Annotated in this window: 18 protein-coding genes and 1 pseudogene; 10 read left to right on the top strand and 9 right to left on the bottom strand. The window is 43.6% G+C overall.

The features are described 5' to 3' along the window. Nucleotides 1-8 precede the first annotated feature (8 nt). The 4 genes and pseudogenes from FERRO_RS05405 to ispB all read right to left on the bottom strand — a co-directional run bounded on the left by FERRO_RS05405 (nt 9) and on the right by ispB (nt 3394). Nucleotides 9-401, bottom strand: coding sequence for a diacylglycerol kinase (locus FERRO_RS05405; protein ID WP_056929880.1), 393 nt, complete (start codon nt 399-401; stop codon nt 9-11). Further along, nucleotides 376-1428: a glycosyltransferase family 4 protein gene (locus FERRO_RS05400; RefSeq protein WP_056929879.1), complete on the bottom strand. Its 1053-nt coding sequence runs from the start codon at nt 1426-1428 to the stop codon at nt 376-378. The genes FERRO_RS05405 and FERRO_RS05400 overlap by 26 nt, the downstream gene beginning before the upstream one ends. Then, nucleotides 1425-2222 (bottom strand): annotated as a pseudogene (locus tag FERRO_RS05395) (UDP-2,3-diacylglucosamine diphosphatase); the annotation flags it as partial. The gene FERRO_RS05400 and the pseudogene FERRO_RS05395, both read right to left, overlap by 4 nt. A gap of 203 nt (nt 2223-2425) precedes the next feature. After that, nucleotides 2426-3394, bottom strand: coding sequence for an octaprenyl diphosphate synthase (gene ispB, locus FERRO_RS05390; protein WP_082601207.1), 969 nt, complete (start codon nt 3392-3394; stop codon nt 2426-2428). Nucleotides 3395-3747: 353 nt separating this feature from the next. Between ispB and rplU the strand changes: the two genes are divergently transcribed. The 5 genes from rplU (at nt 3748) to FERRO_RS05365 (ending at nt 8455) form a co-directional block, all read left to right on the top strand. After that, the gene (gene rplU / locus FERRO_RS05385) at nt 3748-4062 is read left to right on the top strand and encodes a 50S ribosomal protein L21 (RefSeq protein WP_056929878.1); all 315 of its coding nucleotides are present in this window, start codon (nt 3748-3750) and stop codon (nt 4060-4062) included. 13 nt (nt 4063-4075) lie between these two features. Continuing rightward, complete coding sequence (gene rpmA / locus FERRO_RS05380; RefSeq protein WP_056929877.1) at nt 4076-4345, top strand: 50S ribosomal protein L27; 270 nt, start codon at nt 4076-4078, stop codon at nt 4343-4345. Between the two features lie 54 nt (nt 4346-4399). After that, nucleotides 4400-5446, top strand: a complete 1047-nt coding sequence (gene cgtA / locus FERRO_RS05375; protein WP_056929876.1) for an Obg family GTPase CgtA — start codon at nt 4400-4402, stop codon at nt 5444-5446. A gap of 26 nt (nt 5447-5472) precedes the next feature. Further along, nucleotides 5473-6597, top strand: a complete 1125-nt coding sequence (proB, locus tag FERRO_RS05370; RefSeq protein WP_056929875.1) for a glutamate 5-kinase — start codon at nt 5473-5475, stop codon at nt 6595-6597. Nucleotides 6598-6736: 139 nt separating this feature from the next. Then, nucleotides 6737-8455, top strand: a complete 1719-nt coding sequence (locus FERRO_RS05365; RefSeq protein ID WP_056929874.1) for a proline--tRNA ligase — start codon at nt 6737-6739, stop codon at nt 8453-8455. Here the strand turns inward: FERRO_RS05365 and FERRO_RS05360 are convergent. The 3 genes from FERRO_RS05360 to FERRO_RS10180 all read right to left on the bottom strand — a co-directional run bounded on the left by FERRO_RS05360 (nt 8452) and on the right by FERRO_RS10180 (nt 11104). Then, a complete protein-coding gene (locus FERRO_RS05360) occupies nt 8452-9303 on the bottom strand; it encodes a YihY family inner membrane protein (protein ID WP_056929873.1) in 852 nt (283 codons plus the stop codon). The genes FERRO_RS05365 and FERRO_RS05360 overlap by 4 nt on opposite strands. After that, complete coding sequence (locus FERRO_RS05355) at nt 9300-10847, bottom strand: 2-isopropylmalate synthase (RefSeq protein ID WP_056929872.1); 1548 nt, start codon at nt 10845-10847, stop codon at nt 9300-9302. Before FERRO_RS05355 ends, FERRO_RS05360 begins: the two co-directional genes overlap by 4 nt. A gap of 89 nt (nt 10848-10936) precedes the next feature. Beyond that, nucleotides 10937-11104, bottom strand: a complete 168-nt coding sequence (locus FERRO_RS10180; protein ID WP_160318107.1) for a hypothetical protein — start codon at nt 11102-11104, stop codon at nt 10937-10939. Between the two features lie 275 nt (nt 11105-11379). On the opposite strand from FERRO_RS10180, the gene FERRO_RS05350 reads away from it, so the two are divergent. The 5 genes from FERRO_RS05350 to FERRO_RS05330 all read left to right on the top strand — a co-directional run bounded on the left by FERRO_RS05350 (nt 11380) and on the right by FERRO_RS05330 (nt 15738). Continuing rightward, nucleotides 11380-12003 (top strand): cytochrome b/b6 domain-containing protein, encoded by a 624-nt coding sequence (locus FERRO_RS05350; protein WP_056929871.1) that lies wholly within the window; start codon nt 11380-11382, stop codon nt 12001-12003. 88 nt (nt 12004-12091) lie between these two features. Next, entirely contained in the window at nt 12092-12751 is a 660-nt protein-coding gene (locus FERRO_RS05345) for a response regulator (RefSeq protein WP_056929870.1), read from the top strand. Continuing rightward, entirely contained in the window at nt 12748-14082 is a 1335-nt protein-coding gene (locus FERRO_RS05340) for an ATP-binding protein (protein ID WP_056929869.1), read from the top strand. The genes FERRO_RS05345 and FERRO_RS05340 overlap by 4 nt, the downstream gene beginning before the upstream one ends. 31 nt (nt 14083-14113) lie before the next feature. Then, nucleotides 14114-14419 (top strand): hypothetical protein, encoded by a 306-nt coding sequence (locus FERRO_RS05335; RefSeq protein ID WP_056929868.1) that lies wholly within the window; start codon nt 14114-14116, stop codon nt 14417-14419. Beyond that, nucleotides 14407-15738 carry a relaxase/mobilization nuclease domain-containing protein gene (locus tag FERRO_RS05330; protein WP_056929867.1) on the top strand — a complete coding sequence of 444 codons (1332 nt, stop codon included), beginning with the start codon at nt 14407-14409 and terminating at the stop codon, nt 15736-15738. Before FERRO_RS05335 ends, FERRO_RS05330 begins: the two co-directional genes overlap by 13 nt. On the opposite strand, the gene FERRO_RS05325 is transcribed toward FERRO_RS05330, so the two are convergent. Together FERRO_RS05325 and FERRO_RS05320 are read right to left on the bottom strand one after the other, a co-directional pair. Continuing rightward, nucleotides 15728-16375 carry a LutC/YkgG family protein gene (locus FERRO_RS05325; RefSeq protein WP_056929866.1) on the bottom strand — a complete coding sequence of 216 codons (648 nt, stop codon included), beginning with the start codon at nt 16373-16375 and terminating at the stop codon, nt 15728-15730. The two genes, FERRO_RS05330 and FERRO_RS05325, sit on opposite strands and share 11 nt — an antisense overlap. Then, complete coding sequence (locus FERRO_RS05320) at nt 16359-17774, bottom strand: LutB/LldF family L-lactate oxidation iron-sulfur protein (RefSeq protein WP_056929865.1); 1416 nt, start codon at nt 17772-17774, stop codon at nt 16359-16361. The genes FERRO_RS05325 and FERRO_RS05320 overlap by 17 nt, the downstream gene beginning before the upstream one ends.

The raw sequence follows: 17774 nt of genomic DNA, 5'->3' as shown, positions 1-17774 counted from the left end.
GAAACAAATCAATAAAACATGATTAATAACCAAATCACTGCCACATTAATTAAACTAATTAACACCGCCGCACTGCCAATATCCTTAGCCCGTTTAGATAAACGATGATTTTCTAAAGAAACCCGATCCACGGCAGCCTCCACCGCAGAATTCAATAATTCTACTAACAGTACCAATAAGACACTGCCTACCATGAGGGCATGACCGACACCGGAGGTTTTTAAAAACAGAGAAATAGGTATCAGTAAAACCGATAACATCACCTCCTGACGAAAAGCACTTTCATGATGATAAGCGTCTTTTAACCCTTGTATAGAGTAGCCCAAAGCATTAATAATTCTGCGCAGCCCTGATTTGCCCTTATGCGGGCTTTCATTAAGATGCTCTGGTGATGGCTTCATTAGCTGCATTGACCTTTATGGACTCGGGAAGAGGTTTTAAGTAACTCACAAACTGTTCGGTGGCCTTAGCCCAGGAAAAGAGTTCGGCATGGGCGCGGGCTTTTTCACGGGAGATGAGTAGCGCATCAAGACAGGCTTGACGAAGATCATGGTTTAATGCACCGGACCCCGATCCACCGATCACATCAAGCGGTCCTGTAACGGGATAGGCCGCCACAGGACAGCCACAGGCCATCGCCTCCAGAAGAACCAATCCAAAGGTATCCGTTTTACTCGGAAAGACAAAGACATCCGCAGAGCCATACACGTTAGCTAACTGCGCCTGACTTAATACACCCAAATAATTTACATGGGGATATTTTTTACGAATCTCAGCCATAGCAGGACCATCTCCCGCAACCCATTTAGAGCCAGGAAGATCTAATTCCAAAAACGCCTCAACGTTCTTCTCAACAGCCACCCGTCCCACATATAAAAACACTGGTGGGGTGGTGGGTAGCTCAGTTCCCTTTACTTTTTGAAACTTAAAAATGTCCAAATCCACACCACGGGTCCACAGCACTACATTAGTCATACCAAAGCGTTGTAGGTCATTAATCACAACAGGGGTTGGCGCCATGACTGCATGGGATGGGCCATGAAACCAGCGTAAAAACGCATAGGTCCAGGATAAGGGAACAGCAAATCGGGCCCTCACATACTCGGGAAAACGGGTGTGATAGGCAGTAGTAAAAGCCAATTGCCTCTTGACGGCAAAGGCTCGAGCCGCAAGCCCCAAAGGTCCCTCCGTAGCAATATGAAGTGCATCAGGATTAAACTCTTGTATTCTCTGCCTAACCTTGCCCCCTGGAAAAAGAGATAAACGAATGTCAGGATAAGTTGGACATGGAATGGTGCTGAACTCCTGAGGCGTCAACATCTCCACTTGGTGACCTAGTAACTCTAATTCTTTACGGGTATTTTTAAGTGTTCTCACCACACCATTAACCTGTGGATCCCAAGCATCAGTGACAATCATTATTTTCATGAAACAATCCCCTCTGTAAATAGTTCTTCTTGATGAACAGGGCCAAGATTCAAGGGCGACTCTACGCGTGTGCGCCACTCTATAATTTTTAATTGCCCTTCATGGGTTTCAACTAAGGCAGTCAATGATTCAACCCAGTCTCCGTCATTGCAATACAATAAACCGTCTATTTCGCGCATTTCAGCACGATGAATATGACCACACACTACGCCCTGGCAGCCACGACGTTTAGCCTCTGCCACCATGACCTCCTCAAAGGAAGCGATGTAATTAATAGCGTTTTTAACTTGATGTTTGAGATACTGAGATAAAGACCAATAGGGCAAACCCATTCGTACACGAACAGCATTAAACCATTGGTTAAACTTTAAGATCATCGTGTATAGGGTATCGCCAAGATGGGATAACCATTTGGCATGTTCAGTGATACCGTCAAAGAGATCACCATGAACAATCCACAATTTTCTACCATCCCGAAGGGTATGAATAGCCTCGTCACAGACCTTGATTTCACCAAAAGCTAAACCGATAAATTGGCGCGCCAATTCATCATGGTTACCAGGAATATAGACAACATGAGTTCCTTTTCTGGCCTTTCTGAGTAACTTTTGTATCACATCATTATGAGTTTGTGGCCAATACCAGCCTTTTTTAAGCTGCCAGCCATCAATAATGTCTCCAACCAAGTAGATTGTATCCGCTTCATGGGTTCTGAGAAATTCGAGAAGATAATCCGCCTGACAACCGGGAGTTCCAAGATGAGTATCTGAAATCCAAATTGTTCTATAGTGGTAATGGGTTTCTAAGTCGTTTGTTTTCACGTAAATCATTAAGCCATGTGGTCATTAATGATACGTGACATATTTATTAAATTTTTATGACTGTCAATGGGAAAAATCCATCAACAACTCGAAGATAGCTGTTAATGATAGATACCTTACTAACGGAATTAGGGATGAAAACCGCTTTGGAATGCCAGGGCATTCATACTCCCTTCTTAGTGATTTCTGTCCACAGACAAATTCGCCAAACTTTCCAACGCCTGCCGATAAGGGCTATCAGGCAATTGTTGAATAGCATCTATGGCTTTATCAACTTCAAGTTGTGCGCATTGCTTCGTGTAAGTTAAAGCATCCGTAGTATTGATAATGGACATCACTCGGTCAATCTGAGCAGTCCCTCCCTCAATGATCACCGAACGCAAAAAATCCCGGTCTTCATCACTGGCCACTTTCATTGCCTGAATGAGTGGTAAGGTGGCTTTCCCCTCAGCCAAATCATCACCAAGGTTTTTGCCCATTTCGCTGCTGTTACCCGAGTAATCCAAAGCATCATCGATGATTTGGAATGCATTACCTAAATATGTACCATAGTCTCTTGCGAGAATTTGTTGCTGGATATCCTGATCAGCAATCAGGGCTCCCAGTTGCCCTGCTGCGGAAAAGAGTTGCGCGGTTTTATACTGTATCACTTGACGATAACGCGCTTCATCCACCTCTGGATCATGACAATTGAGAAGTTGTAACACCTCACCCTCAGCGATAATATTGGTGGCGTTAGCGAGTATTTCCATCACCGACATCCTCTCAATACTTACCATCATCTGAAAAGCTCTAGAATAAAGAAAATCTCCTACTAACACACTGGCCGCATTACCAAACAATTCATTAGCTGTTTTTTTACCGCGCCTCATGTCTGACTTGTCCACCACATCATCATGCAAAAGAGTGGCGGTATGAATGAACTCCACCACTGCAGCCAAAACATGATGGTCATTTCCCTGATAACCAAAGGCCTTGGCCATTAATACTGTAATCAACGGTCTGAGACGTTTGCCTCCACTATGAATAATGTATTCTGCAACTTGGCGAACCAATACCACGTCAGAGTATAACTGCTTGCGAATCACTTCATCCACCGCAGCCATATCCCCTAGGGATAAGGTTTTTATATCTTCAAATTTCATGCAAAATCATCACTGGTTAATAGTTGAACAAACGATAATAGAGTTAGGTTTATCTAATAGTCAACAGTAACAATTAGATTTATCTCTTACTCACTTGTCAGCCGCGTTAAATAAATGACTTCCTGAGCTCATCAAATCAGTAAAATTCATTGTGACTATTAAACTAAAGCATCAAGGGACAATGTTTTACGCTGTCAACCCATGGATAACCCTTACCCTATACCTATAATTATATCTAAATTTTCTTTATTTTATGTTACAGGGACTCTACCCCTACAAAGTTTTGACAAAAACCACAAAAGGCACCTATAATTGCAGATTATGTTTTATTGATCTATTTACAGGAGCGTCACATGTACGCTGTGATTAAGACAGGTGGCAAGCAATACCGCGTGCAATCTGGTGAAAAATTAAAAGTTGAGTTACTTGCTGTGGAAGTTGGTTCAACCGTTGACCTTGACCAAGTGCTATTAGTTGCAGATGGGGAAGAGATTACGTTTGGGCGTCCTCTCGTGGCGGGTGCTAAAGTTACTGCTAAAGTATTGTCCCACGGCCGTCATGATAAAGTGAAAATCTTTAAAATGCGTCGCCGTAAGCATTATCAAAAACATCAGGGGCACCGCCAAGGTTTCACTGAAGTCCAAATTGATAGTATTGTTAAAGGCTAAGGAGTAAAGACACATGGCACATAAAAAAGCCGGTGGTAGTTCACGCAACGGTCGTGATTCAGAATCAAAACGCTTAGGGGTCAAGGCTTACGGTGGTGAATTAGTTAGCGCTGGAAGCATCATTGTTCGTCAACGTGGAACACGCATTCATCCTGGTGCAAACGTAGGGATGGGGAAAGACCATACTTTATTTGCTAAGGTTGATGGCCACGTGGCTTTTCGCACTAAAGGACCTCTTAAAGACAAGTTTGCAGTGATTGAACCCATTGAAGCCTCTGCTTAAGGGCTTGAATTACTTTTTAAGGAAAGCCCTATCTAACGATAGGGCTTTTTTGTTATGAAATTTATAGATGAAGCAACAATTCAGGTACTTGCCGGTAAAGGAGGCGACGGCTCAGCGAGTTTTCGTCGCGAGAAGTATATCCCCAAGGGCGGACCAGATGGTGGGGATGGAGGTCGCGGGGGCAGTATCTGGGCACGAGCTGATCGCAATGTGAATACTCTGATAGATTACCGCTACGCCCGTATTCACCGTGCTAAGAATGGTGAACCAGGGCGTGGTTCCGATTGTAATGGAAAAAGTGCTGAGGATATAGAATTAAGGGTTCCCGTTGGGACCTTAATTAAAGAAAAAGAAACCGGTGCTACCCTCGCTGACCTCACCCATCATGATGAGCGAGTATTAATTGCTCAAGGTGGCAAGGGTGGGCTGGGTAACTTACATTTCAAATCCAGCACCAACCGAACCCCACGCCAATTTACACGGGGCGAAGAAGGAGAAGAAAAAGAGTTGCAATTAGAGCTTAAAGTGCTGGCTGACATTGGTTTACTGGGTTATCCCAATGCTGGCAAATCTACTTTTATTCGTTCAGTGTCGGCAGCGCGACCCAAGGTTGCAGATTACCCTTTCACCACATTACACCCAAATCTAGGTGTGGTTCGTGTGGATGAGAATAAAAGTTTTGTTATTGCCGATATCCCTGGCTTAATCGAGGGCGCCGCTGAGGGGGCAGGTTTAGGCCACCAATTCTTACGTCACTTAACTCGTACACGGTTAATATTGCATCTGATTGATTGCGCTCCTCTTGACGAGTCGATTAATCTTGTTGAACAGGCAGAAGCGCTCATTACCGAGCTTAAAAAATATGATGAAGAACTATTTCAAAAGCCACGTTGGATTCTACTCAATAAAATCGATCTCTTAGATAATGATGCACAACAGGCCATTCAACACATTATTAAAGAGCATTTTCAAGATATGCCTATTTTCTCCATCTCAGCGCTAACAGGAGATGGCACTAAAGCCGTCACCTACGCAGTCATGAACTATTTGGATACGCTCACTCCCCGGGAGGAAGAGCATTTAACAACCCCAAGACGATGACATAGAAGAAACCAATCACAATAACAATGAGTAACTCTTTTGTACAACACGGCTCACCGCTAGTCATAAAAATTGGTAGTAGTTTATTGACCAACGATGGCCAAGGGCTTGATCGCTCTGCAATCGGTCAATGGGTTAAACAGATGGTGCAGTTGCACCAACAATTAGGAAAGACGGTGCTCTTAGTCTCATCAGGAGCCGTTGCTCAGGGTATGAAACGGTTAGGGTTAAGTGATCGCCCCCGTGAACTTCCACTCCTTCAAGCTGCTGCTGCCGTAGGCCAAATGGGGCTTGCCCAAATGTGGGAGAGCTGCTTTTCGGAGTATGGTCTTACCACAGCCCAAGTTTTACTGACTCACGAAGATTTTTCAGATCGCACACGCTATCTTAACGCCCGCTCCACTCTCCTGACGTTAATGAGTATGAAGGTGATTCCTATCATTAACGAAAATGATACGGTAGCCACTGAAGAAATTCGTCTTGGCGACAACGACACCTTAGGCGCCTTGGTGGCGGGTCTTGTGGACGCCGAAGGGTTAATCATTCTAACCGACCAACTGGGGCTTTTTAATAAAGACCCTAGACACCATATTGATGCGCAATTAATCAGGGAAGCTGAGGCGGGGGACCCCCAGTTAGAATCGATGGCGGGGGGAGCTGGCTCATCTCTGGGCAGAGGGGGAATGTTAACAAAAGTGTTAGCAGCCAAACGGGCCGCCATGCGGGGGGTACATACTGCTATTGTGAGCGGTCGCGAACAGAATGTATTAACTCGTCTTGCAACAGGCGAATTATTGGGCACTCAATTAATGGCAAGAACCCAAAAACTCAATGCTAAGCAACATTGGTTAGCTAGTCAGTTACAGGTAAAGGGCCAACTCACTCTCGATCAAGGTGCGGCGTATGCGGTGAGTCAAGATGGAAAAAGTGTCCTACCCATAGGAGTACAATCCATCACAGGACAATTTAATCGGGGTGAACTGGTTTCCTGTGTCAATGAACAGGGTCTTGAAATTGCTCGTGGATTAATTAATTACAATTATCAAGAAGTCCAGAAGATCATTGGTAAGGCCAGTGATCAGATTGAAGTCATCTTAGGCTTTGTGAGTGACGAGGAACTCATTCATCGAGATAACCTATTGCTCGTTTAGGCTCTCACCCTTAACTTGACACCCTCATCATGCTGTCTGTTTTTCTATGGGCATCTAATACCTCTTTGTACAACCAAACTAAAGTTAATGAAGCCCTTAGGATAGAGTAAAATACTGTTTTACTTTTTTTGAGCTACCCATGCGCGCTACACAATTTTTCATCTCAACACTTAAAGAAGCTCCTCAGGAAGCAGAACTCATTTCTCATCAACTCATGCTGCGTGCGGGGTATATAAGACGACTGGGTAGCGGTTTATACACTTGGATGCCATTGGGTTTGAGAGTGCTTAGAAAAATCGAAGCCATTGTCCGGGAGGAAATGAATAAAGCTCAGGCACTTGAACTGTTAATGCCCTCAATTATTCCCGCTGAGCTGTGGCAGGAAACTGGTCGCTGGGATAAATTTGGCCCACAAATGCTAAAAATAAAAGACCGTCACGAACGAGAGTTTTGCTACGGGCCTACTCATGAAGAAGTCATTACGGATATAGCCCGTCGTGAAATCAAAAGTTATCGTCAATTACCGGTTAATTTTTATCAAATCCAAACTAAATTTCGTGATGAGATTCGTCCTCGTTTTGGGGTGATGCGTGCCAGAGAATTCTTGATGAAAGATGCCTACTCCTTCCATGCGGACTTTGAGAGCCTTGAACAAACCTACGCATTAATGAAGGATACTTATCAGCGTATCTTCAGCCGTCTTGGAATTAACTTTCGAGCAGTAGCCGCGGATACCGGAGCCATTGGAGGGTCTGGCTCACATGAATTCCATGTCTTAGCAGATTCTGGCGAAGATGCTCTGGCTTACAGTGATCAATCAGAGTATGCCGCCAATGTGGAACTCGCCCAAGCGCTGCCCCCACAAGGACAACGCCCCACCGCTAGCGCCGCAGTCACTGAGGTGGAGACTCCCTCCGTTAGCTCCTGTGAGGAAGTGGCTCAGTTCCTGAATATCCCTACTCAAAATATCCTTAAGTCACTCCTGTTGATTGATCAAGATCATCAACCTCACCTTTTATTACTGAGAGCAGATCACGAACTCAATTGGGTAAAAACTGAAAAAGTCATTCCAGGCGCTCGTTTAGCTACAGCTGAAGAAGCTGCCCAGTTAGGACTTATTCCTGGATTTATGGGACCGGTTAATCTTCCTGAGACCATCAGTGTGATAGCCGATCATAGCGTATCAGTCATGGCTAACTTTGTGTGTGGCGCTAACCAGACAGACAAACATCTGAAGCACGTGAATTTTGGTCGTGATTGTCCAGAGCCCTCAGAGTATATTGACCTGAGAAATGTGGTAGACGGTGACCCATCCCCTGATGGACAGGGCACTTTAAAATTGTGTCGGGGTATTGAAGTGGGACATATCTTTCAATTAAGAACCCAATACGCACAAGCTATGAATTTAACCTACCTGGATGAAGAAGGTAAAAGCCAAGTGGTGGAAATGGGTTGTTATGGTATAGGGGTCAGTCGTATTGTGGCAGCGGCTATTGAACAGCACCATGATAAAAACGGTATCACTTTGCCCTTAGCCATGGCTCCCTTTTCAGTGAGTTTAATTTCTATTGGTCTAAAAAAGAGTCCCTTAGTTGAAGAAACCTCCAGTCAAATTTATGATTTATTAACCCATCAAGGTATTGATGTGTTGTGGGACGATCGCGATGAGCGTCTTGGGGTCATGCTCGCTGATCAAGAATTAATGGGTATTCCCTTTAGAATTATTGTGGGCGAGAAAGGCCTTCAAGAAGGAACCGTTGAAGTGAGGGGTCGCCATGATAATGAATCAAGGAAGATATCATTTACCGATCTTGCGCATACTTTACGCCAATGGATTATGCCTAACGCATTAACCTAGAGTTTCATTTTCCATTGTGGCAGACTGGCCGTTAATACAGCACAAAAAAGTACTACTGCCCACGATAACTGAATCCATAACAAAAATATGGGCAATGCTGTAAAAGCACCATAAATCATTTTGTACGCTGAAAAATGAATAATAAACCACGTTAACCCATTTTTTAGCGCCTCAAAGGCACCGGCTGCCACAACCCCTCCTATTAGGGCATGACTTTTTTTAACGGCTTTACCTGGAATCACATAATAGGCGGTGCTGAGAATTAGGACGAGAATACACAATGAACTCCATTGCACTGCGTGATTAATTAAATGATGACTCTCCCCTGCCCAACCAAGGGATCTTTTAATTAGGGTAGTAAACGCCCATAAAGTAACTCCCAACATAATGGGACCGCCCACTACCACAATTAAATACATCATTAAACGGGCATACCATTGATGCCGTGGGGTCGTTCCCCATACTGCATTAAATGCATGATCCACAGTAATCACTAAAGAAAGTACCGTCAACAACAGTACTCCCAAGCCCACTAAGGTTAATTGCTCTGCATGTTGAGAAAACTGTAAAGTGTAAACACTGATCATTCGTGAGGCCACATCAGGCAACAGATTCGCCATGAGAAAACCACGGACACTTTTACTTAAATACGCCGACCCCGGCAACAGAGAGTACACACTCAAAGATAACGTGACAACAGGAATAATTGAAAAAAGGGTGGTAGTGGTTAAACTAGAGGCTGTTTGAAGACAACGGTCACGATGAAACTTCTTGAGCACAAACCATAAAAACCCCAGTGTGGTGATCACTGGGGTCAACGGATACAACCAAAGACGAAAACCCTTCACACCGCCTCGTGGGACTGAGGACTCATCCGTTGTGCTTTACTATCCAACTTATTTAAGGCACTTAAATAAGCTTTAGCAGAGGCCACAACAATATCCGTGTCGGCACCCAAACCATTCACAATTCGTCCACCACGACCCAGACGCACAGTGACTTCTCCTTGCGACTCAGTACCGCTCGTGATGTTGTTAACTGAATAGAGTTGTAATTCAGCACCACTGTTAATTACTGCTTCAATAGCTTTAAACGTTGCATCAACAGGACCGCTTCCAGTGGCTTGGGTTTGACTCTCTTGACCATGATGAGTAATCACCAACTTAGCGAAAGGAGACTCTCCCGTCTCGCAGTGGGCAGTCAGAGAGATGAGTCCATACAATTCGGCTTCAGGTTCCGTTAACTCTTCACTGACTATGGCATGAATATCTTCATCAAAAATATCATGTTTTTTATCAGCTAAATCTTTAAAACGTTGAAATGCCGTATTCAAAGCAATTTCCGAACCCAACTCAATACCCAATTCAGTTAAACGTGCTTTAAAAGCTGAACGTCCTGAATGCTTGCCTAAAACTAATTTATTAGCGTTCCAACCCACGTCTTCAGCACGCATGATTTCATAGGTTTCTCGGTGTTTTAATACCCCATCTTGATGAATCCCTGATTCATGGGCAAAGGCGTTAGCCCCCACCACCGCTTTGTTAGGTTGAACTGGAAAGCCGGTAATGGTTGACACGAGACGGCTGGCAGGAACAATTTGCGTTGTATCAATTCTTGTCTCCACCGCAAAGACATCATGGCGAGTTTTAATGGCCATCACGATTTCTTCTAAAGCGGCATTACCAGCTCGCTCACCCAAACCATTAATCGTACACTCTACTTGACGCGCGCCGGCCAATACTGCAGATAAGGAATTTGACACAGCCAACCCCAAATCATTATGACAGTGCACTGAAAAAACTGCTTGATCTGAGTTAGGAATACGTCCAATTAAAGTCTGAATTAATTCACCATACTGAAAAGGAATAGCATAACCCACCGTATCAGGAATATTGATGGTCTTGGCTCCTGCACGAATCACCGCTTCAATCACACGACACATAAAATCCGTTTCAGAACGTACCGCATCTTCACAGGAAAACTCCACATCATCAGTAAATTGTCTCGCCAAAGTCACTGCTTTCACGGCAGCCTCTAACACTTGCTCTGGTGACATACGTAATTTTTTTTCCATATGAATAGGTGAGGTGGCGATAAACGTATGAATGCGACCCCGTTGGGCAAGTTTGATCGCTTCTGCTGTACGCCGAATATCCCCTTCCTGTGCTCTAGCGAGACCACATACCGTACTGTCTTTAATCACCGAGGCAACGGCTTTTACTGATTCAAAATCTCCTTGACTGGCGGCCGGGAACCCTGCCTCAATCACATCCACCCTTAACTTTTCCAGTTGACGGCCAATGCGGATTTTTTCCTCGCGGGTCATAGAGGCCCCGGGACTTTGTTCACCATCCCGCATGGTGGTATCAAAAATAATCAATTGTTGTTTCACGATCAGCTCCTAACTATCTGATTTAAATAACAGAAGTGCCTCCATTATATAGAGACAAGAATACATCGAATTGTGGGGATTGAATAGTTTTAGCGCGCAGAGCGCAGTAGTGGAAGACGTAGATTTCCACCGACAGAAAAGAAAAATAAAACAAATTGTTTAATATGGCTCATGAATTTAATATAAAAGTTTTTCTCCTTTTTAGCAAGTAGTTTGTACTGCAGCCATGAAGCCCTGAGCTCTCTTGCTCTGGTCATCAGCTATCCTCCTATTACACAGGACCTATGCATATCTCAAGACTCACTCATTCACTTGAGCATGAGTTGTTTCAAGTACATTCGGTTATTAAGATTCAGTTAAGAATGATGTGTTGCAATACATAAAGACAGATGCAGGTCATGAATAAATATGATTATGGCTGTCTCCCCCCTTTAGGTGGTCTTCTTAGACCACCTTTTTTTATGGTCTTAAGAGTTAAGGTGGCATTAAGATTAAAAGGCTATGATAAGTTATCAATAACTGGAGAAAAGTCATGGAACACTACCAATACGAAAGACGTAAAGTGTTTGATCCTTTGTTACGTCTAACTCATATGTGGTTGGGGAGTTTAATTGTCATTCAAATCTTTACAGCCTTAATTTCAGACTATATAGAAAAAGGGGTACCCCGAGACACACTCTGGCATATTCATGTATGGATTGGCTACGGTATTACAGGAGCTCTGACCCTTCGAATTCTATTGGGCTTTCTCGGCAGTACTACGGCTAAATTCAGTGATCTCTGGTATCCTGGAGCCTGGCTTAATGTACTCAAAACCAGACGCTGGATTGATCCCCCTCGCTGGGGTCACGCCACGTTAGCGAGTGCCGCCTATCTGCTATTTTACCTACTGTTGGTTGTCATGGTACTAACAGGCTTAAGTCTGGCAGCCATTAAACTTAATATGGGTCCCTTCGAGTCTTGGCTAGGTGGTAATAAAGCGTTGAAAGGTTTATTTCATGAACCTCACGAATTGCTTTATAACTTTTTCTGGGCCTTTATCATCGTTCATATCAGTGCTTTAATTTGGCATGAAATAAAAGACAAAACACCCCTAGCGCAAGCCATGGTCAGTGGTTATCTCTACCGATTAGTTAGCAAGAATAAACAAGATTAAACTCTCTTGTGGATTGTCCATGATTAGAAGATACTCACTGAAATAATTAACAATATCTGTTTACCTCGAAGAGGCTATTGTTTTCATTATGCGAATATTACTGGTTGAAGATGATTCTATTCTGGGTGATGGTATCCGCGCTGGTCTGAAGCAAGTAGGATATGTGGTGGACTGGGTCATGGATGGAATGGCGGCTGATCATGCCTTGAAAACAGGAGATTATGGCGCCATGATTCTTGATCTTAATCTACCCAAAAAATCGGGCTTAGAGGTTCTCTCGGATTGCCGTAAACAAAATAACCCGATCCCTGTTTTAATTTTAACAGCACGCGATACCTTAACCGATAAGATTAAAGGATTGGATACTGGCGCCGATGATTATTTAATTAAACCGTTTGATCTTGATGAGTTACTGGCTCGGCTTCGAGCCTTGGTCAGACGCAGTAACGGACAAAGCTCTCCCATCCTAAAACGAGGAGAACTTATGCTAGATCCAGCCGCCCATAGTGTGACGCTTAACCATCAAGTTATCGCCATCTCGGCCAAGGAATTTAATATTCTGGAACAACTATTACTTAATCAAGGGCGAGTCTTTTCCCGGGAACACTTAGAGGAAAAACTCTACGGCTGGGACGATGAAATAGACAGTAATTCTGTAGAGGTACATATTCATCATTTACGAAAAAAACTCGGTAATGAGTTAATTCGGACCATTCGCGGCATTGGCTATGTGATTGACAAACTATGACCTCTATTCGTAGACGTTTGATTTTTTTACTGATCGCGCTCTTATCCAGCGCATGGTTAGTCACTGCACTGTTAACCCGTTATGAAACGGGAGATGAAATTGATACTATCTTTGATGCAGAAATTACTCAAGCAGCCCACATACTCCTTGGCATGGCAAGGCATGCGAAAGAGGAAATCATTGAGCATGGTATAAACAACAATGACGGTAGCCAACCCTATGCCCAAACCATGCTCTATCAAGTTTGGGACAGTCATGGCATTGTCATGCGCTCCCTTCACGCTCCAGAGCAACCTCTTAATCAAGGTCATCAACTTGGTTTCCAAGAAATTAATTACTTGAATCAGAAATGGCGCCTACTTAACCTGTGGGATGAAAACCATGTATTTCATATTGTTATCGCCGAACCCCTTGTGACCCGCGCTAAATTAGCGCGTCATATTACTTATCAAATTTTATTGCCCACCCTGACCTTTTTTCCTTTTTTAGGTTTTCTGATTTGGTTCACTGTACGTATGGGCCTCACTCCCCTACAAAAACTTCGCCAAGCCATTTTACAAAGAAATGCCTCACGCCTGGAGGCCATACCCTTGGCCGCTGTTCCCGAAGAAGTACTGCCACTCGCCGTCTCGATTAATGATCTGTTAAATCGTTTAAAACGATCCTTAGACAGTGAAAAACAATTTACTGGTAATGCTGCGCATGAGCTCAGAACGCCCCTGGCTGCCATCAAAACTCAGGCCCAAGTAGCCATGAGAGCTGATAACCTTGAAGATCGAATGCATGCCCTGCAACAGGTCATACAAGGGACTGAACGCTCCACCCACCTTATTGAGCAACTGTTAATCCTCGCCCGCGTAGATCCTGACAATGCTCACAACGAAATGACTCAGGTTGATCTGAGCCAAATAGCTCACAAAGTCACTGCAGAGCTGATGAATTATGCCCATCAGCGCCGCATTCATGTAGAAAGCGATCTGGATCATCACTTAACGGTCATTGGTAATCCTTGGCAACTAGAGATTGTTTTACGTAATCTTATTGATAATGCTTTGCGGTATGCTCCTCAACCTTCCACTATTCAAGTTCTCCTCCGCACAGTTAAGGGGAAGATTGAATTATCGGTTATTGACCAAGGAAAAGGGATAGGAATAGCGGAACAGGAAAAAATATTTAACCGTTTTTACCGACTGGATGGTACCGTTGAACAAGGTAGCGGTTTGGGCTTATCTATTGTCAAGCGTATCCTTGAATTACATCAAGCCACCATTTCCCTCACGCAATTAGCTGATGAGAGCGGATTTAAAGTGAGTATTTTCTTTCCCAAATAATACTATTTTTCCCTCCAAGCGGATTAAGGCTATGCAATCCAACACCTTTACCCATACTGCCTTGACCGCTTCCGAGTTCGCCTCCATTCAGCGCGCCATTGATATTAGCGGTTTACCTGCCCCGGTATGGGTAAAACATACATTACTTTCCCAACAACCCTCCACTTTGAACGTTGAATGTTTTTTATTTGAGTTACATCATATAAAACTACTCTTAAGCCAATGGCACCAACAACGCTTAACAACCCATTCTACTGCTCTAATGTTCAATGATTTGTATATGAAACTCAATACATTACTGGAGGAAATTCATTACTTTTATCAATGTCAAGGATAAACCTCTGGATTTTATCTGGCGAGAGTTTAAACACTCATTACTCTTTTGAGAATATTCTCCTCTATCTCACACGTGACTATTATGAAGACGACAAGTGGGCTATTAGTCAAGGGCTAATGGGTATAAACACCTTAGATTTTCCACTGTATCAAAAAAGTGATTTATTAAGTTTGGCTCAGGTACTCAGGCGTTCCTACTTGCTTTCTGATAAGCCATTCACTCTGCATCATGCGGTACTCAGCTGGCAGGCATCTACCGTTAGCTATTACAGTATTAAACAAGAAATCAATTCCTTCTTAGCACGCCATCCACATAGCTACCAAGAAGCACTGTGGTTTATTCATACCGATACCAACCACCCGCATGTGCATCTTTTGCTGATATCTAAGACTGCAGAGTTGGCGCTTAAAAAACAGCTGAAAAAAGAAATCTTGCAATATAATCAAAAAGATACCAACGTCAGAAATGTATCGCAGACTCCCTTTCATTCAGAATTACTTCATACCCAACCCTTATCCTTTTATCAATGGATACGTTTTTACTTAAAAAAAAACTTAATGAAAGTGATTGAAGAGGAGGGAAGTCAATGGCGCTCTTTATTGCAAACACTTAACTTTTGTCAGATAAGCATCCACCCGCGCCATCAATCATTTGTCTGGTCAACTCAATTAAATGGTAGACCCATCTATATCAAACCCTCGGTGATTGATAAACAGCTCAGTGCCACCTCACTGATTAAAAAATGGGGACCAGTGACGCCAGATAACTCCATCAACAGGCAAAGCTTAGTGAGTTATCAACAATATTACTCATTATTCTCCCCTAAGAAAATAGCTGATCTAAACGCAACACAACACAGCTTTAATCATTATTCCTTGCTGCAACTTCAACAAAACTATCTGTACTCCACTACCACAACTATTTCTTTAATACAGAGAAAAAGTAAAGATGTTGTCAAGCAACAGTCCATTATTGAACAACTACACAGGGATTTTTTATTAACTGAAAAAGAGGTCAAACAGCTACATCAACTACTACACAATCGCCCTAATACCTTAAAAGCATTACGCAATAAGGTCATTAAAAAGAAACCCTCTTGGACACAATTTCTCATTAATGAAACTTATTTAAACAATACCTTGGCCAAGCAATTACTCCATCATATGTGGCAGAGCCAGTTAAAGCAAACGCAACGTCTCAGTGAGTACGTCAATAGTGTTCATGCCGTTGCTGTCAGACAATTGGCTCACGTTAATCATAACTTTACTCATGATATCAGCGTGACAGATAACACTAAAAACAAAAGTATTAATAGATGATCACATGTACACGGTAAGGCCCATGTGCACCGATGATGATGGTTTGTTCGATGTCAGCAGTTCGCGATGGACCAGATATAAAGTTAACGGCTCTAGGTAGTGTTTTGTGTTCAGAGAAATAAAGAGTCCAGGCATCTTCCATATAATTGACTACTCTTCTTTTATCTAACAGAGCAATATGTGTCTCAGGGAGAAGACTGACGGTGGAAGGTGTATGGCTTCCAGAGGGCATCATTAATGTTGCGGTTTCTGCAATGGCACAGTAGGCACCCGTTACCCCTACTAAATCCCCTTCTTTAGCGCTGCCCGTACGAATATTTAATCCAGCGCTTTGCCATGAAAGATACTCCAACTCAGGCCAGATGACCATGTCATGAGGCAACTGATGCTCTGTTAAATAGTTGGCCACAGCCTGTGGAATAGCGCTCTTATCACTCACTTGATCTGTGGTGGTAGATAATTGTTCACATCGCTCAATGAATCGCTCTATAGGGTCTTGCCATACTTGACTGGGGTGAGGTCCACGAGGTTTATCTCGTAGTACCTGTAAGGCTTCCTCACGCTCTTCTGGTTCAGGAGTGCCTGGTAAACCTAAGCCACGGCGAATACGAGCAAAAATATTATCTCTTGCGCTCATTGCGTTGTGCCTTATATTGATCGCGGAAAGTGGTTCCGGCGGGGGCTGGCATATCTCGTCCTTCAGTCCATCCGTCAAGACCTGGTAACCAATGAATTTGCCCTGATTTGCCTCCTAGCCATTGTAATAATTTAACCACTAGACGAGTAAGAAAACCGTACAACTTAGGATGGTTGGCCGTATATCGCCATACATGCACAGAGACTCTTTCATACCAAGGACGAAGACCCTGTGAAAAAGAGTCCTCGCGTAATACACGCATCAACTCAGGTAAGGGAATTTTTACGGGGCACACTACTTGGCAAGCCCCACAAAGCGTTGAAGCTTGTGGTAGGTCAAGAGCTTCTTTTAATCCCACATAAGATGGGGTGAGCACAGCACCAATGGGACCTGGGTAAACCCAGCCATAGGCGTGACCACCAATATTTTGATAAACAGGGCAGTGATTCATGCATGCCCCACAGCGAATACAACGCAAAGCCTCTTGTAGGCGACTGCCTAATAAACGTGATCGTCCGCTATCCACCAATATGACATGGGATTGCTCAGGACCCTCTGCATCAGGTCCATCTTTAATACCCGTTAAAACAGAAACATAATTGGTAATAGATTGCCCAGTAGCGGAACGTGTTAATAATCTTAAAATGGTAGAGAAATCATTTAAGGTACCCAATACTTTCTCAATACCTGTTATGGCAACATGAATACGCGGCATGGTGGTGACCATACGCCCATTCCCCTCGTTGGTCACAATGGCGACCGAACCTGTTTCAGCAATTAAAAAATTGCCTCCCGAAATCCCCATGTCAGCTGATAGGAAATGGGGGCGAAGCTGTTCTCGGGCCTCGCGACACAAAGCCGGAATATTAGTACTTTTAGGCGTATGGTGATGCGCTGAAAAAAGTTCAGCCACTTCCTCTACGCTTTTATGAATAGCTGGAGCGATAATGTGTGAGGGAGGTTCCTGGGACAACTGTAAAATATATTCTCCCAAATCCGTCTCAATGGCCTCAATCCCCGCCTTGATCACAGCATCATTAAGACCAGACTCTTCGCTGACCATGGATTTTGATTTAACAATCTTTTTAACTTGATTGGCTTTGGCGATCTCAATAACAATGCGGTTCACATCATGGGCTGTCTCGGCAAAGTGAACAATAGTTCCTCTTTGTCGAGCTTGCTCTTCGAAGAGGATCAGGTAGGTATCCAAATGTGCCAGAGATCGATCACGTATGGCGGCAGCGGCCACTCGAATATCCTCAAGGTTATCCACCTCCTGCATTACTTTTGCACGCGCCTCAACAAAACGTCCTCCAAAACGACGCATATTGTTTTGTAATGACGCATCTGCGAGTTTATTTTTAACGTTTTTCTTAAACGTAAAAGAGGTGAGTTCCAT

It is taken from the genome of Ferrovum sp. JA12 (genome assembly GCF_001431705.1).
Classification (GTDB): domain Bacteria; phylum Pseudomonadota; class Gammaproteobacteria; order Burkholderiales; family Ferrovaceae; genus PN-J185.
Note: the sequence above shows the minus strand (reverse complement) of the source record. Positions and strands in the feature narration are given on the sequence as shown.

Excerpts from the sequence above, each read along its gene's own strand:
- FERRO_RS05340 (WP_056929869.1), top strand. The coding sequence starts at position 12,748 with ATGACCTCTATTCGTAGACGTTTGATTTTTTTACTGATCGCGCTCTTA.
- FERRO_RS05335 (WP_056929868.1), top strand. The coding sequence starts at position 14,114 with ATGCAATCCAACACCTTTACCCATACTGCCTTGACCGCTTCCGAGTTC.
- cgtA (WP_056929876.1), top strand. The coding sequence starts at position 4,400 with ATGAAATTTATAGATGAAGCAACAATTCAGGTACTTGCCGGTAAAGGA.
- FERRO_RS05350 (WP_056929871.1), top strand. The coding sequence starts at position 11,380 with ATGGAACACTACCAATACGAAAGACGTAAAGTGTTTGATCCTTTGTTA.
- FERRO_RS10180 (WP_160318107.1), bottom strand. The coding sequence starts at position 11,104 with ATGACCAGAGCAAGAGAGCTCAGGGCTTCATGGCTGCAGTACAAACTA.
- FERRO_RS05325 (WP_056929866.1), bottom strand. The coding sequence starts at position 16,375 with ATGAGCGCAAGAGATAATATTTTTGCTCGTATTCGCCGTGGCTTAGGT.
- FERRO_RS05405 (WP_056929880.1), bottom strand. The coding sequence starts at position 401 with ATGAAGCCATCACCAGAGCATCTTAATGAAAGCCCGCATAAGGGCAAA.
- proB (WP_056929875.1), top strand. The coding sequence starts at position 5,473 with ATGAGTAACTCTTTTGTACAACACGGCTCACCGCTAGTCATAAAAATT.
- rplU (WP_056929878.1), top strand. The coding sequence starts at position 3,748 with ATGTACGCTGTGATTAAGACAGGTGGCAAGCAATACCGCGTGCAATCT.
- FERRO_RS05320 (WP_056929865.1), bottom strand. The coding sequence starts at position 17,774 with ATGGAACTCACCTCTTTTACGTTTAAGAAAAACGTTAAAAATAAACTC.
- FERRO_RS05400 (WP_056929879.1), bottom strand. The coding sequence starts at position 1,428 with ATGAAAATAATGATTGTCACTGATGCTTGGGATCCACAGGTTAATGGT.
- ispB (WP_082601207.1), bottom strand. The coding sequence starts at position 3,394 with ATGAAATTTGAAGATATAAAAACCTTATCCCTAGGGGATATGGCTGCG.
- FERRO_RS05345 (WP_056929870.1), top strand. The coding sequence starts at position 12,092 with ATGCGAATATTACTGGTTGAAGATGATTCTATTCTGGGTGATGGTATC.
- FERRO_RS05330 (WP_056929867.1), top strand. The coding sequence starts at position 14,407 with ATGTCAAGGATAAACCTCTGGATTTTATCTGGCGAGAGTTTAAACACT.
- rpmA (WP_056929877.1), top strand. The coding sequence starts at position 4,076 with ATGGCACATAAAAAAGCCGGTGGTAGTTCACGCAACGGTCGTGATTCA.
- FERRO_RS05365 (WP_056929874.1), top strand. The coding sequence starts at position 6,737 with ATGCGCGCTACACAATTTTTCATCTCAACACTTAAAGAAGCTCCTCAG.